This is a genomic window from Blastococcus aurantiacus, from assembly GCF_900102425.1.
Taxonomy (GTDB): domain Bacteria; phylum Actinomycetota; class Actinomycetes; order Mycobacteriales; family Geodermatophilaceae; genus Blastococcus; species Blastococcus aurantiacus.
Genome location: NZ_FNBT01000005.1, coordinates 322,149 through 337,720 on the forward strand (window position 1 = coordinate 322,149; position 15,572 = coordinate 337,720).

Sequence of the window (15,572 nt, forward strand, 5' to 3'; positions counted from 1 at the left end):
GGCAATGCAGTCGAGAAGCGACGAGACGAGCCCTTGGTTGTTGTGGACAACCGTTGCTGGAACGCCCGGGGCCCGAACCCGGCGACCCCCGGGACGAACCACGCCGTGCGGTCACCGCCCCGCGATGTGCGGCGTGGACGGCGACCACACGGCGTGGTCGAGGAAGCGCGAGGTCAGCGGATGTGGACGCCCGAGATGGTGCGGGCGATGACCAGCCGCTGGATCTCCGAGGTGCCCTCGAAGATCGTGTAGATCTTGGCGTCGCGCGCCATCCGCTCGACGGGGTAGTCGCGCGTGTAGCCGTTGCCCCCGAGGATCTGCATCGCCTGCTCGGTGACCCGGACCGCCGTCTCGCCGGCGACGAGCTTCGACATCGAGCCCTCGGCGGCGGTGAACTGCTGGCCGTTGCGGGCCATCCACGCGGCCCGCCACACCAGCAGCCGCGCGGCGTCGATCGAGGTCTTCATGTCGGCGAGCATGAAGGCGATCGACTGGTTCTCGATGATCGCCCGGCCGAACTGCTCGCGCTGCTTGGCGTACTCCAGCGCGTAGTCGTAGGCGGCGCGAGCGACGCCGATGGCCTGCGCGCCGACGGCGGGACGGGTTCGCTCGAAGGTCGCCATCGACGGCTGCGTCCGGCCGGTGCGAGCCCCCTCGCGGGCGCGGGCGAGCCGCTCGTCGAGCTTCTCCCGGCCGCCGAGCAAGCAGTCGGCGGGGATGCGACAGTCCTCGAGGACGACCTCGGCCGTGTGCGAGGCGCGGATGCCGTGCTTGAGGAACTTCTGCCCCTGGTACAGGCCCTTGGTCCCCGGCGGGACGACGAAGCTGGCGTGCCCGCGGGCCCTGAGCTCGGGGTCGACGACGGCGGTGACCACGTGGATGTCGGCGATGCCGCCGTTGGTGGCCCACGTCTTGGTGCCGTTGAGCACCCACTCGTCGGTCTTCTCGTCGTACACCGCCCGGGTGCGCATGGCACCGACGTCGGACCCGGCGTCGGGCTCGGAGGAGCAGAAGGCCGCGAGCTTGGGCTCCGACTCCGTGCCGAACATGGCCGGCACCCACTGGCCGACCTGCTCCGGGGTGCCGTTCGCGCTCACCGAGGCCGCGGCCAGGCTCGTGCCGACGATCGCCAGCCCGATCCCGGCGTCACCCCAGAAGAGCTCCTCCATGGCGATCGGGATGCCGAGGCCGGACTCCTCGAAGGACTGCGTGGCGAAGAAGTCGATGGAGTAGAGCCCGATCTTCGCGGCCTCCTGGATGACCTCCCAGGGGGTCTCCTCGCGCTCGTCGTACTCGTGCGCCGCGGGGCGCACGACGTCCTCGGCGAACTGGTGCACCCACTTCTGCAGCTCGATCTGGTCCTCGGTGAGCTCGAACGAGACGGCCATCAGTGCTTCTCCTTGAGGGTGCGGATCGAACCGATCAGGTGCTCGGTACCGCTGGTCGCGCTCCGGACGGCGACGTCCCAGCCCCCGGTGACCTCCGCGGTGGAGAGCGCGACGGTCGAGGGCAGGAACAGCGGCTTGCGGAAGGCGACGTCGACCTCGAGCGCCTCCGGCAGCCGGCCGGCCAGCGCGCCCAGCACCCGGGCCTTCACCCACATGCCGTGGGCGATTGCCCGCTTGAAGCCCAGCGCCTTGGCCGTCAGGCCCGACAGGTGGATCGGGTTCACGTCACCGGAGACCTTGGCATAGCGGCGTCCGGCGTCGTCGGGCACCCGCCAGGTCGCGGCCGTGCGCTCCAGGGAGCCGACGGCGACGTCGACGTCGGCCTCCGGTGCGCCGTCCGGCGCCTTCGCCCCGCGCGACAGGTACGTCGAGCGGGACCGCCACACAGCCTGCCCACCGACCGCGGCGCTCGCGCAGAGGTCGACCGTCGCGCCGCTGCGGTGCGCCGCGAACCGCTCCGCCCAGACCTCCAGGTCGAGCGCCTCGTCGGCGCGGACGCCGCGGAACACCTCGATGCGGTTGCGCACGTGCACCAGGCCCACCGTCGCCAGCGGGAAGGCGCGGTCGGTCATCAGTGCCATCTGCAGCGGGAAGGCGAGCATGTGCGGGTAGGTCGCGGGCAGCACGTCGGCGAGCGGCATGCGGCAGACCCGCGCGTAGTCGGCCAGGTGGTCGCGGTCGACGGTCACTCCGTGCCGGGCCAGGCGGGTGTCCGGCAGCTCGCCGCCCCGCCCGCGGGAGGTGAGTGCGGCCTTCGCGTACAGCGACGCCAGGCTCGGGGCGGCGTCCAGCACGGTGGTGGCCATCAGGCGCCCAGCAGCGACTGGCCGCACACCCGCACGGTCTGGCCGTTGACGCCGGCGCTGGTCGGCTGCGACAGCCACGCGATCGTCTCGGCGACGTCGACCGGCAGCCCGCCCTGCTGCAGCGAGTTGAGGCGGGCACCGACCTCGCGGGTGCCGAAGGGCATCTTCGCCGTCATCTCGGTGACGATGAAGCCCGGGGCGACCGCGTTGATCGTCGCGCCGCGCTCGGCGAAGGCCGGGGCCCACGCGCGCACCATGCCGATGACGCCGGCCTTGGACGCCGCGTAGTTGGTCTGCCCGCGGTTGCCGGCGATGCCCGACTGCGAGGAGACGCAGACGACGCGCGCGCCCGGGTTGAGCACGTCGCCGTCGAGCAGCGCCTGGGTGATGTCCAGCTGCGCCTGGAGATTCACGGCCATGACCGAGTTCCAGCGGGCGGCGTCCATGTTGACCAGCAGCTTGTCGCGGGTGATCCCGGCGTTGTGCACGATGACGTCCACGCCGCCGTGGCGCTCGCGCAGGTGCTCGACCAGGCGCTGCGCGGCGTCCGGCGCGGTGATGTCGAGCTGCAGCGCCGTCCCGCCGATGCGATTGGCCACCGCGGCCAGGCTGTCGCCGGCGGCCGGGATGTCGACGGCCACCACGTGTGCGCCGTCGCGGGCCATGACGTCCGCGATCGAGGCGCCGATGCCGCGGGCGGCACCCGTGACGACAGCGACCTTGCCGGCCAGCGGCTTCTCGGCGTCCTGTCCGGCGGGCACGTCGGCGGCCGACAGCGTGACGCCCTGCCCGTCGACGTAGGCGGAGCGGCCGGAGAGGAAGAACGCCAGCGGTCCGGCCACGCCGGCCTCGGCACCCTCGGGCACGTAGATGGCGTTGGCCGTCGAGCCGTCGCGCAGCTCCTTGCCGATCGAGCGGGTGAGCCCGTCGACGGCCTGGCGGGCGGCGGCCTGTGCCGGGGACTCGGCCTCGGCGGGCGGGTCGGTCAGGATCACGACCCGGCCGTTCGAGCGCAGCCGCTTGATCGCCGGGGCGAGGAAGTCGTGCGCCGCGGCGAGGTCGGCCGGGCCGGACACCCCGGTGGCATCGAGGACGACCGCGCCCAGCTTCTCGCCGGCGGCGTCCCCGTCCGCGACGACCGGCGACAGCACGGTCACCCCGGCGTCCCGGAGGACGGCGGTGACGGTGTCGCGCAGCCGCCCCTGGCCGGCGGAGCCGACGACCGCGGGGCCGTCCAGCAGCGGGCCGCCGGGCTCGTAGCGGCGCAGCACGCCGGGACGGGGCAGGCCGAGCTGCTTGGTGAGGGTGGTGCCGACGCCGGAGTTGGCGAAGTTGGTGTACCAGTCAGCCACTGGAGGTGTCTTCCTTCCGAGATCCCTGCTTTACCGCGGAAAAGCAGGCCGCTTTACCGCGGTAGAGCAGGACGTGGGGGTCAGGACTCGAGGATGGCGACGACGCCCTGGCCGCCGGCGGCGCAGATGGAGATCAGGCCGCGCTTGCCCGGGCCCGCCTCGTGCAGCATCTTCGCCAGCGAGGCCACGATCCGGCCACCGGTGGCGGCGAAGGGGTGCCCGGCCGCGAGCGACGAGCCGTAGACGTTGAGCTTCGACCGGTCGATCGAGCCCAGCGGCGCGTCGAGGCCCAGCTTCTCCTTGCAGAACGCCGGGTCCTCCCAGGCCTTCATCGTCGACAGGACCGTGGAGGCGAAGGCCTCGTGGATCTCGTAGAAGTCGAAGTCCTGCAGGGTCAGGCCGTTGCGGGCCAGCATCACCGGCATCGCGTAGACCGGCGCCATGAGCAGGCCCTCGCCGCCGTGCACGTAGTCGACGGCCGCGGTCTGCGCGTCCACCAGGTGGGCCAGCACCGGCAGGCCCTTCTCGGCGGCCCACTCGTCGGAGGCCAGCAGGACGGCCGACGCGCCGTCGGTGAGCGGCGTGGAGTTGGCCGCGGTCATCGTGGCGCCCTCGCCCTTGCCGAACACCGGCTTGAGCTTGGCCAGCTTCTCGAGGCTCGAGTCGGGCCGCAGGTTGTTGTCCCGGGTCAGGCCGAGGAACGGCGTCACCAGGTCGTCGAAGAAGCCGCGCTCGTAGGCGGCGGCCATGTTGTGGTGCGAGCGCACGGCGAGCTCGTCCTGCTCCTCGCGGCCGATCTCCCACTCCTTGGCGGTGATCGCCGCGTGGTCGCCCATCGCCAGGCCGGTGCGGGGCTCGGCGTTGCGCGGCATGTCCGGCACCAGCTGGCCGGGGCGGATCTTCGCGAGCGCCTTCAGCCGGTCGCCCATGGTCTTGGCGTTGTTGAGCGAGATCAGCACGCGGCGCAGGTCGTCGCCGACGGCCAGCGGGGCGTCGGACGTGGTGTCGACGCCGCCGGCGATGCCGGACTCGATCTGCCCGAGGGCGATCTTGTTGGCCACGAGGACCGCGGCCTCGAGGCCGGTGCCGCACGCCTGCTGGATGTCGTAGGCCGGCGTCGTGGCGGCCAGGGTCGAGCCGAGCACCGACTCGCGGGTCAGGTTGAAGTCGCGGGCGTGCTTGAGGACGGCGCCGGCGACGACCTCGCCGACCTGCGCGCCCTGCAGCCCGAAGCGGGCGACGAGCCCGTCGAGCGTCGCGGTGAGCATGTCCTGGTTGGACGCCTGCGCGTACGCCGTGTTGGACCGCGCGAACGGGATCCGGTTCCCGCCGACGATCGCCGCCTTGCGGGTTGCCGGCTTCGAGGTGTCAGCCATGGGGACCTCCGGGGTTCGGGTGAGTGGCCGGTACTCAGAGTACGCGGTACTGTTGTTCACATGAAAGCCGAGGCGGTGAGACGCTCCTCGCACGTGGGCAGCGACCCGCACGGCGAGGCCGGGACCACCCTGCGCGCCTCCGGAAATGTGACGCAGCGGCGCGACCGTCGCGACTCGAGATGGGACGAGCACCGCCGCGCGCGGCGCGAACAACTCGTCCAGGCGACACTCACCGCCGTCGGCAGGCACGGCGCCGGCGTCGGCATGGACGAGATCGCCGCCGAGGCGGGTACCAGCAAGACCGTCGTCTACCGGCACTTCGCCGACCGGTCGCAGCTCTACGTCGCCGTCTGCAGCGAGGTGGCCGGCCGGCTGCTCGCCGAGCTGCGGACGGCGATGCGCAGCAGCTCGCACCCGCACGAGATGACCGCGGCGGCCATCGGCACGTACCTCGCTTTCCTGGAGGCCGAGCCGGAGGTCTACCGCTTCGTCGTGTCCCAGCACCCGGTCGAGGGCGCCGACCCGATCGCCAACCTGGCCGACCTCGTCGGCGACCAGGCCGCCGCACTCATGGCGCTGGCCCTCGAACAGGCCGGACGCGACCCCGGCCCCGCCGACGCATGGGGCCACGGCCTCGTGGGGATGGTCCGCTCGGCCGCCGACTGGTGGCTGCGGGCCGGGCGCCCCATGCTCCGCACCGAACTGGCCGCACACCTGACCGATCTCGCCTGGGCCGGACTCTCCGGCGTCGTGGCACCCGCGCACCCGTTGGAGGCACAGTGACGAACACCCTGAACGCCGCGGTCGACCCGGAGGTCCTCCGCGAGGTGCTGGACGGCCGCTGGGCGCACGTGCGCCGCGACGCCCGGGAGAACCTCGACGACCCGGACTTCCTGCCGGTCTACGGCGAGACGATGGCCGAGGCCCGCGAGCGGGTGACCCGCGCGGCGAAGAAGCTGGCCGACTCCGGCCGCGTCGTCCTGGGCTTCCCGAAGGAGTACGGCGGCCAGGACGACTCCGGCGGCTCCGTCACCTCGATCGAGATGGTCGCGTTCAACGACCTGTCGATCATGGTCAAGACCGGCGTCCAGTGGGGTCTGTTCGGGGGCGCGCTGCAGCTGCTGGGTACCAAGCGCCACCACGACGAGTACCTGCGCGACGTCATGAGCTTCGCCCTGCCCGGCTGCTTCGCCATGACCGAGACCGGCCACGGCTCCGACGTCCAGCAGCTGCGCACCACCTGCACCTACGACGCCGCCACCCGGACGTTCGACCTGCACACCCCGCACGAGGCCGCCCGCAAGGACTACATCGGCAACGCGGCGAAGGACGGCCGGATGGCGGTCGTCTTCGCCCAGCTGGTCACCCAGGGCAAGAACCACGGCGTGCACGCCTGGCTGGTGCCCATCCGCGACGAGCAGGGCAACCCGATGCCCGGCGTCACCATCGGCGACGACGGACCCAAGGCGGGCCTGCCCGGCGTCGACAACGGCCGCCTGAGCTTCGACCACGTCAGCGTGCCGCGGGACATGCTCCTGGACCGCTACGGGCAGGTCGCCGAGGACGGCACCTACACCAGCTCGATCGAGAACGAGACCCGCCGCTTCTTCACCATGCTCGGCACGCTGGTGCGCGGGCGGGTCAGCGTCGGCGGCTCGGCGGGCTCGGCGACCAAGCTGGCCCTGGACATCGCCGTCCGGTACGGCGAGGCGCGTCGCCAGTTCGCCGCCCCCGGCGAGGAGCGCGAGATCGTCATCAACGACTACCTCGTGCACCAGCGCAAGCTGCTGCCGGCGCTGGCCAAGACCTACGCGCTGCACTTCGCGCAGGGCGAGCTGGTCGAGACCATGCACGACGTGCAGACGGCGGTGCACGTGCACGGCCAGGAGATCGACGAGCAGGCCCAGCGCGAGCTCGAGTCGCGGGCCGCCGGGCTCAAGGTGGCCCAGACCGCGCACGCCACCCAGACCATCCAGATGTGCCGCGAGGCGTGCGGCGGTGCGGGCTACCTGCAGGAGAACCGGCTGCCGCACCTCAAGGCCGACACCGACGTCTTCACGACGTTCGAGGGCGACAACACCGTCCTGCTCCAGCTGGTCGCGAAGGGGCTGCTCACCGGTTACCGCGACAACTTCGGCTCGCTGGACGGCTGGGGCCGGGTCGGGTTCGTGGCCGACATGGTCCGCGAGACGGTCCTGGAGCGGACGGCGGCCCGCGCGCTGATCGCCCGGCTCGTCGACGCCGTCCCCGGTGTGGACGACGTGCCGATGCTCGACCGCGGCTGGCAGCTCAAGATGTTCGAGTTCCGCGAGAAGCACTCCCTGGAGGGTGCGACCCGGCGGCTGCGGAAGAACTCGACGACCGAGGGCATGGCGCCGTTCGACATGTTCAACGACGTCCAGGACCACGTGCTCAAGGCGGCCCAGACGCACATCGAGCGCATCGTGCTGGAGTCCTTCGTCGCCGGCGTCGACCGCACCGAGGAGCCGGCGGCCCGCCAGCTGCTGGACACCCTCTGCGACCTCTACGCGCTCTCGACCATCGAGGCGGACAAGGCCTGGTTCCTGGAGCACGGGCAGCTCACCCCGGCCCGCGCCAAGCTGCTCACCTCCACGGTGAACCAGCTGCTCCGGGAGCTGCGGCCGCACCTGGTCACGCTGGTCGACGGCTTCGCCATCCCGGACGGGTGGAAGGCCGCGGCGATCCTGGTCGAGGAGCCCGCCCGCCAGGAGGCCATGGCCGCCCGGGACGCCGAGCTCCGCGCGCAGAACGGCCAGAGCACTCCGGAGGGCACCGCCACCGCCGTCGACGTCCCCCCGGGCCAGTGAAAGGACCACCCTTCACCCCACGCCTCGCAGGCTCGGCGCGGGCCCCTGAAGGGTGGCCGGTTCCAGACCGTTCCGGTTGACCTGCCCCTCGCGGGCTCGGGTCAGGTCAGCCGGACGGCGAGGACGGCGACGTCGTCCTCGGCGTCGGGCAGGAACATCCGCCGCAGCACCCGGTCGCACGCCTGGTCCAGCGGCAGGCCCGCGCACTCGCCCAGGACCCGGAGCAGCTCGTCGGTGCCCGCGTCGATGTCCCGGTCCCGCCGCTCGACCAGGCCGTCGGTGTACAGCAGCACCGTCGTCCCGGGCCGGAGGACGGCGGTCCGGTCCTCACGGTCGGAGTCCGGGTCGACGCCGAGCAGCAGGTCGGCCGTCGTGCCGTCCAGCAGCCGGGTCCCTCCCGACGCGTCGAGCAGCACCGGTGCCGGGTGTCCGGCGCTGGACCAGCGCAGCAGCATCTCGCCGCCGTCGCCCGGCTCGAGGTGTGCCACGAGCGCGGTCGCCATCGTGTGCACGCCCAGCCCGTCAAGCGCCCGGTCGAGCTCGGTCAGCACCCCGGCCGGCGACCCGCCGCTGGAGAAACTGATGCCGCGCAGGAGGCTGCGCACCTGGCCCATGGCGGCGGCCGCCCGGGTGTCGTGCCCGACGACGTCGCCGATCGCCAGCACGGTCGTCCCGGTGGACTGCCGGAAGGCGTCGTACCAGTCGCCGCCGATCTCGGCGCCCGCGGCGGCCGGCACGTAGCGCACCACGATCTCGCAGTCCGGGATCCGCGGTGGCTCGGTGAGCATGCTCCGCTGGAGCGCGTCGGCGAGCGCCCGCTGCTGGCCGTAGAGGCGGGCGTGGTGCAGCGCCATGCCGGCGCGGCGCCCCACCTCCACCGCGGTCTCGACGTCCGCCGGCGGGTGCGCCCCCCGCTCGGCGCCGTTGAGCAGGCACAGCACGCCGACGGTCTGGCCCCGGATGGTCAGCGGCACGGCCGCGGCCGACGACGGCGCCAGCGCCAGCAGCGCCGCGCGCGCGTCCGGGTCCGTGAGCGAGACCGCCATGCGCTCGGGCGTCAGGCTCGGGATGACCAGCGGCTGCCCGGTGCGGAAGACCACCTTGGGTGCGCTCTCGGGCGTGACCGCCTGCAGCATCATCCGCACGTAGGCCGCCACCTGCTCGTCCCGGCCGGGGTCGCGGTGCGCGCTGGCCGACTCCTGCAGCCGGCCGTGCTCGTCGGTGGTGACGATCCAGCACCAGTCGCCCAGCCTCGGGACGACCAGCGAGGCCAGGCGCTGGAGCTGCTCGCCGATGTCCAGCGTGCTCGACAGCACCCGCCCGGCCTCGGCCAGCAGCGAGAGCCGCTGGTTGGCCTGCGTCATCGCCCTCACCGCGCTGTCGCGCGCGGCGTCGGCCCGCAGCCGCGAGATGCTCACCGCGATCTGCGCGGTCAGCCCCTCGAGCAGCCGGAGCTCGTCGGCGTCGAAGGTGTGGTCGGTGGTCCAGTAGGCGACGAAGCTGCCCAGCACGCGGCCCTCGACCACCAGGGGCAGCGCCGCGAGCGCCCGCAGGCCCAGAGCCTCGGAAACCCCGGCCATCGCCGGGAAGCGGACCACGCCCTCCTCGGCGGTGGCGAGCAGCACCCACTCGCCGGTACGGGCGGTGTACTGGGTGGGCAGACGGTCGTCGAGCTCGATGAGCAAGCCCTCGGCGGCCTCGTAGCCGGCGTCGAAGGTGTCCACGATGCGCTGACCGAGGTACAGCCGCGCGGTCGCGCCGTCCGGCTCGTTCACGGCCACGCCGCCGGACACCGCACCGAGCACCTCGGCGCCGCGCAGCGTGATCTCCGCGAGCTGCCCGATGCCGGTGGCATTGGCCACCTCCGCGGCCACCGCGGCGATCGCGGCCGTCCGCTGCACCGCCACCAGCTGCGACGTGGCCTGGTCCCGCGCGTCGGTCACGTCCAGGACGGTGCCGATGATCCGTTCCGGCTCCCCGTCGGCGTCGGAGAGGACGCGGCCCCGGCACACGATCCAGCGGATGCCACCGCCACGCCGAAGCACGCGCAGCTCGATCGTGTACTGCGCCCGGGCGTCGATGGCCTCCTGCATGATCTGCCCGGCCGACTTCCGGTCGTCGGGGTGCACGTACTCGGACATGAGCAGGTCCATGGGCAGCCGCATCGCCCCCTCGTGCCCGAAGATGGCGGCGCTGCGCTCGTCCCAGTCCATCTCGCCGCGCCGCAGGTCCACCTCCCAGATGCCGACCGAGCTCGCCTCCAGGGCGACGTCGAGGCGCCGGCTGGACGACGTGACGGCGGCCCTGGCCGCCGCGAGCTCGAGTTCGGCCACCACCGAGCTCGCCAGCTGCCGCAGCAGCTCCGCCTCGTCACCGGTCCACGGGCGCGGCTCGGGGTCGTAGAGGGCGAGCACGCCGACCACGTGCCCGGCCGCCGTCGTCAACGGAGAGCCGAGGTAGGCGCCCACCTGCCCCGCGGTCACCGCGGGCAGGCCGGCCGTGCGGTCGTCGGCCCGTGCATCGGGGACAACGAGCGGGCTGCCGCTCGCCACGACCATCGCCGACAGCGGACCGGTGAGCAGCGCCGGCCCGCCCACCACGCCCGGCGGCAGGCCGTGCCCGCCCACGACGAGGTCCTCGTCGGTGAAGAGGGTGACCTTCGCGTGGCCGGCCCCGACCAGGCGGGCGGCCAGGCCCGACAAGCGGTCGTAGGCGGCGGGCCCCGAGACCTCGGACAGCAGCCGGCGGGCGGCGGCGATGCGCACCGGGTCGCTGAGGGCGTCCTCGACCGCGGCGGTCACCTGCGAGCCGGGCACCTCGGGCTCCCCTCCGGCCGTGGTGACGGCGCCGGGACGGTCACCGCCAGAAGCATGCTTGCACGGCTCCGGCCGGGAAACGGGACGGCGCCGTCCGTGGCGCCCGCTCCCCCGCCGGGGTGAGGCGGGCCGCTCCCCTCAAGGACGGCGCCGGTCCGTCCGATGGTCAGGTCATGCTCGGCACACGCACGGGTCTGCCGGACTGCCGTCCGCTGCTGGCCGACCCCGACGACCTGACGCTGGCGTTCCAGCCGATCGTGGGGCTCGAGACGGGCACGGTGGCCGGGTACGAGGCGCTGGCCCGTTTCCCGGGTTCCGCCGGCCCCGACGTGTGGTTCGCCGCCGCGGCCGAGGCGGGGATCGCCGCCGAGCTCGAGGCCCTGGCCATCCACAAGGCGCTGGCCGTCGTCCCGGCCCTGCCCGACGACACGTTCCTCACCGTCAACGTCAGCCCCCACCTGCTCGGCGCCCCACCGGTGGGGGACGCGCTGGCCACCCGCCCCGACCTGCACCGCGTCGTCGTCGAGCTGACCGAGCACACGCCCGTCGACGACCTCGCCGCACTGCGTCGGCAGACCGACGCGCTGCGCGGCCGCGGCGCGCTCATCGCCCTCGACGACGCCGGCAGCGGCTACTCCGGGCTGCAGCAGATGGCCGCCCTGCGCCCGCAGCTGGTCAAGCTCGACCGGGCGCTGGTGGCCGACGCCGACGCCGACCCCGTGCGCATGGCCCTGGCCGAGATGGTGGGCGAGTTCGCCGGCCGCATCGACGCCTGGCTGCTCGCCGAGGGCATCGAGACCCAGGCCGAGCTGGCCGCCTTCGCGCAGCTCGGCGTCCCCCTGGCCCAGGGCTGGCTGCTCGGCCGCCCCGGACCGACCTTCGCCCCGCTGGCACCCGAGGTGACCCGGCTGGTCCGCGCCCAGGTGGCCCGTGCCCGGCTCACCGAGAGCGTGGCGAGCCTCCTGCGGCCGGTGCGCCAGTGCGCCCAGGGCGAGGACGTGCCCGGCATCCCGCCGGCGGTGCTCGTCGGGCAGCACGGCGAGCCCGCCGCGCTGCTGCTCAGCGACCCGCGGACGGCGGAGGTCTACACCACGCCGGTGTCGCTCCGGGTGCACCCGTCGACCGACATCCACGAGACCCTGCAGCGCGCCTTGACCCGCGCGCCCGCCCACCGCTGGGAGCCGGTGGTCTGCACCGATCCCACGGGCCACGTGCTCGGGATCCTGCGCATCGAGGACCTCATCGCCGCGGCGCGGACGGCCCGCTGACCCCCACCGGACCCCGGCCAGTCGCACACCGATCCACCGACGAGGAGTCCACACATGAAGCGCTTCGCCTGCGGCGACGTCATCCCCGGATGCGGCGCCACCTTCACCGCCCAGGACGAGCAGGGCATCTTCGCGCAGTGCGTGCCGCACGCCGCCGCGGAGCACGGCATCGACGAGGTCGGCCCCGAGCTGCAGGCCACGGTGCGCAGCCTCATCACCACCGTCTGAAAGAGGACCCCTCCCTCCCAGCCCTCGCAGGCTCGGGCCGAGCCTCCGGAGGGGGCCTTCCAGGCTCCGGCGTCGAGCTCCGGCGCCGGACCCTAGGCAGCGCTGGCCGTGTCCAGCTGCTCACGCTGGTCGTCGGTGAGCACGAGGTCGCGCATCGGCAGCAGGTCGGCCAGCTGCTCGACCGTCCGGCCCGACGCGATCGGCGCCACCACCGTGGGCCGGTCGGCCAGCCAGCGCAGTGCCACCGCCGGCACGGGCACGCCGTGCTCCCGGGCGACGGCGCCCAGCGCCGTCAGCGCGCGGTCGCCGCGCTCCCCCACGTAGGCCGCCGCACCCTTGGCGCGCGGTGAGTCGATCTGCTCCCCCGCCCGGTACTTGCCGGTGAGGAAGCCCTTGGCCAGCCCGAAGTAGGGCAGCGTCCCGATCCCCTGCGCCTGCACGGCGTCGCGCAGCTCGCCCTCGAAGGCCTCGCGCTCCATGAGGTTGTAGTGCATCTGGAGCGCGGTGTACCCGCCGACGCCCAGCCGCCGCGCGGTCTCCTGCGCCTCGGTCAGCCGCGCCGCCGAGTAGTTCGACGCCGCGACGTACCGCACCTTGCCGGCCCGCACGAGCTCGTCGAACGCGGTGAGCGTCTCCTCCAGCGGCGTCGTCGCGTCGTCGTAGTGGGCGTAGTAGAGGTCGATGCGGTCGGTCTGCAGCAGCCGCAGCGAGCGCTCGGCCGCCGAGCGGATCTCCCCCGCCGACAGCGGGTGCTGCTTCTTCCCCGGCGAGGCCTTGGTCGCGACCACCACCCGGTCGCGGGCACCTCGGGCCGCCATCCAGTCGCCGAGGATCTGCTCCGACGCTCCGTTGCCGTACATCTCGGCGGTGTCGACGAACGCCGGCTGCGGGTTCACGGCGTCGAGGAACCGGTCGAGGACGGCGAAGGACGTCGGTGCGTCCGCGGTCCAGCCGAACACGTTGCCGCCCAGGCACAGATCGCTCACGGTCAGGTCGGTCCCGGGGATCTGCGGCATGTCCCCACGCTATGTGGGCCGGAGCACACCTGCGCGCCTCAGGAGCTGTGGCAGGTGTGACCTGCGAGCCATCCGGCGGCCAGAAATCGCCGCCCACTGGCGGATTGTCGGGCCGACATGGCAGCGTGCCCCGGGTCCGGCTCTCGTCTGGCCGGACCCGGACCCCTGCGCCGTGTGGCGTGGACCCGGACTCCCCACGGCGCAGATCGCGCCCGGGGCGTCGGCCAGGTGTCGAACCGAGGCACCTGCCACCCCCCAACGAAAGGATGCTCATGAACAAGGCTGAACTGGTCTCCGCCATCGCCAAGCGCGCCGACGTGCCGGCCTCGACCGTGGACGCCGTCATCGCCGGTCTCCAGGAGGAGCTCGTCGACGCCATCACCCGCGGCGACAAGGTCGCCGTCTCCGGCCTGCTGACCGTCGAGCGCACGCAGCGCTCCGCTCGCACGGGCCGCAACCCGCAGACCGGCGAGACGATCGAGATCGCGGCCGCGAACACCGTCAAGGTGACCGCCGGCTCGAACCTCAAGAAGGCTGCGAGCGCCGTCCCGGTCTCCTGACCTGAGCGCTCCGCCGACCGCCGTCGGGCGTCGCGCCGCACCCGTGTGGTCCGGGCCACAGTGCCATGGGTCAGGATGCGGGTGCAGGCGCCGCCCGACGGCGGTCGGCGCACAGGGCAGCGGAGGTCCACGTGGGCAGTGATCTGACGGTCAGCACCGACCCGGCAGAGGTCGGCTTCGACGCCGGACGGCTGGAGCGGCTGGACCGGCGGCTGTCCCGCTGGGTGGACGACGGGCAGCTGCCCGGCTTCCTGGTCACCGTCGCCCGGCACGGCAAGCTGGTGCACGTCGGCCGCGGGGGCCACCGCGACATGGACGCCGGCCTCCCCGTCGAGGACGACACCCGCTGGCGCATCTTCTCGATGACCAAGCCGGTCACCTCGGTCGCGGCGATGATGCTGTACGAGGAGGGGGCCTTCGAGCTCACCGACCCCATCACCAAGTGGCTCCCCGAGTTCGCCGAGACGCGCGTCTACGTCGCGGGCTCCGCGCAGAAGCCCGTGACCGTCCCGCAGATCGAGCCGATCCGCGTCTGGCACCTGCTCACCCACACCTCCGGCCTCACCTACGGCTTCCACCACGCCCACCCGGTGGACGCCATCTACCGCGCCATGGGCCACGAGTGGGGCAGCCCGCGCGGCGCGGACTCCGCCGAGGTCTGCCGGCAGTGGGCCTCGGCCCCGCTGGTCTTCCAGCCGGGCACCGAGTGGAACTACGGCGTGTCCACCGACGTCCTCGGCCGGCTCGTCGAGGTGATCTCCGGCCAGCCGCTGGACGAGTTCTTCGCCTCCCGCATCTTCGCCCCGCTCGGCATGCAGGACACCTCCTTCGGCCTGCGCCCCGAGGACGACCCCGAGACGCTGGCCCGCCTGTACCTGGCGACGCCGGGCAAGCCGGGCGGGCCCTCCTCGGGCATGACGTTCAGCGAGGCCATGGACCGGGGCGCCCACCGCAAGCCCGACTTCCTGTCCGGTGGCGGCGGGCTGGTCTCCACGGCGGGTGACTACCTGCGCTTCGTCGAGATGCTGCGCCGCGGCGGCTCCTACGACGGCGGGCGCCTGCTCAGCTCGCGGACCATCCGGCACATGCGGACCAACCACCTGCCCGGCAACGCCGACCTGGTGACCTACGGCCGGCCGCTGTTCGCCGAGACGCCGATGCGCGGGGTCGGCTTCGGCCTGGGCTTCTCGATGGTCCTGGACCCGGCGGCCTACGGCGTGCTGTCCAGCCCGGGTGACTACAGCTGGGGCGGCGCGGCGTCCACGGCGTTCTACGTCGACCCGGTCGAGGACGTGACGGTGCAGTTCTTCACCCAGCTGCTGCCCTCGAGCACCCTGCCGATCCGCAACTACCTGCGCCAGCTGGTCAACCAGGCCCTCGTCGATTGATCCACACCCCCGCTTTACCGCGGAAAGGCGGCCCGCCTTTCCGCGGTAAGGCAGGGGGCCCGAGGCTACGGTCGGCCATGGACATCGACGGACGTCGCCGGCTCTCCCCCGGCTCCACGCTCGTGGCGCTCGGGCTCGGTCACGCGGTGTGGGGTCTCGTGGCGTACGGCGAGCCGCTGCGCGACATCGTCCGGGCCGGCGTGGTGCGCGCGGTGGGGGACGGCATCTTCGACACCGAGGACGCCCGCGGCGCCCGCGCGGCCGGCTTCTGGTTCATGTTCGCCGCGCCGCTGGTGTCCGGCTTCGGCTACCTGACCGAGGCCGCGCTCCGGGCCGGTGACGGCCGCGCCGTGCGGGTCGCCGGCGGCACCACCCTGGCCCTGGGCGCGATGGGGACCGCCGTCATGCCGCGGTCGGGCTTCCCCGCCGCGGTGCCGATCGGCCTGTGGCTGTTGCGCCGGGGCCGCGCCCTGGACGCCTGACGGA

General features: G+C 73.3%; 13 protein-coding genes. 7 read left to right on the forward strand and 6 right to left on the reverse strand.

Annotated features, from left to right (window positions below):
* Nucleotides 1-173: 173 nt before the first annotated feature.
* The 4 genes from BLS70_RS12495 to BLS70_RS12510 all read right to left on the reverse strand — a co-directional run bounded on the left by BLS70_RS12495 (nucleotide 174) and on the right by BLS70_RS12510 (nucleotide 4,982).
* Nucleotides 174-1,388: an acyl-CoA dehydrogenase family protein gene (locus BLS70_RS12495; protein ID WP_218122393.1), complete on the reverse strand. Its 1,215-nt coding sequence runs from the start codon at nucleotides 1,386-1,388 to the stop codon at nucleotides 174-176.
* Nucleotides 1,388-2,254 (reverse strand): MaoC family dehydratase, encoded by an 867-nt coding sequence (locus BLS70_RS12500; RefSeq protein ID WP_091768101.1) that lies wholly within the window; start codon nucleotides 2,252-2,254, stop codon nucleotides 1,388-1,390. Before BLS70_RS12500 ends, BLS70_RS12495 begins: the two co-directional genes overlap by 1 nt.
* Nucleotides 2,254-3,606, reverse strand: a complete 1,353-nt coding sequence (locus tag BLS70_RS12505) for a 3-oxoacyl-ACP reductase (protein WP_091768104.1) — start codon at nucleotides 3,604-3,606, stop codon at nucleotides 2,254-2,256. Before BLS70_RS12505 ends, BLS70_RS12500 begins: the two co-directional genes overlap by 1 nt.
* Nucleotides 3,607-3,686: 80 nt before the next feature.
* Nucleotides 3,687-4,982, reverse strand: a complete 1,296-nt coding sequence (locus BLS70_RS12510; protein WP_091768107.1) for an acetyl-CoA C-acetyltransferase — start codon at nucleotides 4,980-4,982, stop codon at nucleotides 3,687-3,689.
* Nucleotides 4,983-5,075: 93 nt separating this feature from the next.
* Here BLS70_RS12510 and BLS70_RS12515 point away from each other — a divergent pair, with 93 nt between their 5' ends.
* Together BLS70_RS12515 and BLS70_RS12520 are read left to right on the forward strand one after the other, a co-directional pair.
* On the forward strand, nucleotides 5,076-5,765 hold the full coding sequence (locus BLS70_RS12515) for a TetR family transcriptional regulator (RefSeq protein ID WP_255362434.1): 690 nt from the start codon (nucleotides 5,076-5,078) through the stop codon (nucleotides 5,763-5,765).
* Nucleotides 5,762-7,810 carry an acyl-CoA dehydrogenase family protein gene (locus BLS70_RS12520; protein ID WP_091768113.1) on the forward strand — a complete coding sequence of 683 codons (2,049 nt, stop codon included), beginning with the start codon at nucleotides 5,762-5,764 and terminating at the stop codon, nucleotides 7,808-7,810. Before BLS70_RS12515 ends, BLS70_RS12520 begins: the two co-directional genes overlap by 4 nt.
* A gap of 101 nt (nucleotides 7,811-7,911) precedes the next feature.
* On the opposite strand, the gene BLS70_RS12525 is transcribed toward BLS70_RS12520, so the two are convergent.
* On the reverse strand, nucleotides 7,912-10,626 hold the full coding sequence (locus tag BLS70_RS12525; protein ID WP_091768116.1) for a GAF domain-containing SpoIIE family protein phosphatase: 2,715 nt from the start codon (nucleotides 10,624-10,626) through the stop codon (nucleotides 7,912-7,914).
* A gap of 173 nt (nucleotides 10,627-10,799) precedes the next feature.
* Between BLS70_RS12525 and BLS70_RS12530 the strand changes: the two genes are divergently transcribed.
* On the forward strand, nucleotides 10,800-11,894 hold the full coding sequence (locus tag BLS70_RS12530) for an EAL domain-containing protein (protein WP_091768119.1): 1,095 nt from the start codon (nucleotides 10,800-10,802) through the stop codon (nucleotides 11,892-11,894).
* A gap of 54 nt (nucleotides 11,895-11,948) precedes the next feature.
* Nucleotides 11,949-12,122, forward strand: a complete 174-nt coding sequence (locus BLS70_RS12535; RefSeq protein WP_091768122.1) for a DUF1059 domain-containing protein — start codon at nucleotides 11,949-11,951, stop codon at nucleotides 12,120-12,122.
* A 92-nt stretch (nucleotides 12,123-12,214) separates the two neighbouring features.
* Here the strand turns inward: BLS70_RS12535 and BLS70_RS12540 are convergent, their stop codons facing one another.
* Complete coding sequence (locus tag BLS70_RS12540) at nucleotides 12,215-13,138, reverse strand: aldo/keto reductase (protein WP_091768125.1); 924 nt, start codon at nucleotides 13,136-13,138, stop codon at nucleotides 12,215-12,217.
* Nucleotides 13,139-13,410: 272 nt separating this feature from the next.
* Here BLS70_RS12540 and BLS70_RS12545 point away from each other — a divergent pair, with 272 nt between their 5' ends.
* From BLS70_RS12545 to BLS70_RS12555, 3 genes are all read left to right on the forward strand, one after another.
* Complete coding sequence (locus BLS70_RS12545) at nucleotides 13,411-13,698, forward strand: HU family DNA-binding protein (RefSeq protein WP_091768128.1); 288 nt, start codon at nucleotides 13,411-13,413, stop codon at nucleotides 13,696-13,698.
* A gap of 131 nt (nucleotides 13,699-13,829) precedes the next feature.
* The gene (locus tag BLS70_RS12550; protein ID WP_091768131.1) at nucleotides 13,830-15,086 is read left to right on the forward strand and encodes a serine hydrolase domain-containing protein; all 1,257 of its coding nucleotides are present in this window, start codon (nucleotides 13,830-13,832) and stop codon (nucleotides 15,084-15,086) included.
* Between the two features lie 77 nt (nucleotides 15,087-15,163).
* A complete protein-coding gene (locus BLS70_RS12555; protein WP_091768133.1) occupies nucleotides 15,164-15,568 on the forward strand; it encodes a DUF6463 family protein in 405 nt (134 codons plus the stop codon).
* The last annotated feature ends 4 nt before the right edge of the window (nucleotides 15,569-15,572 follow it).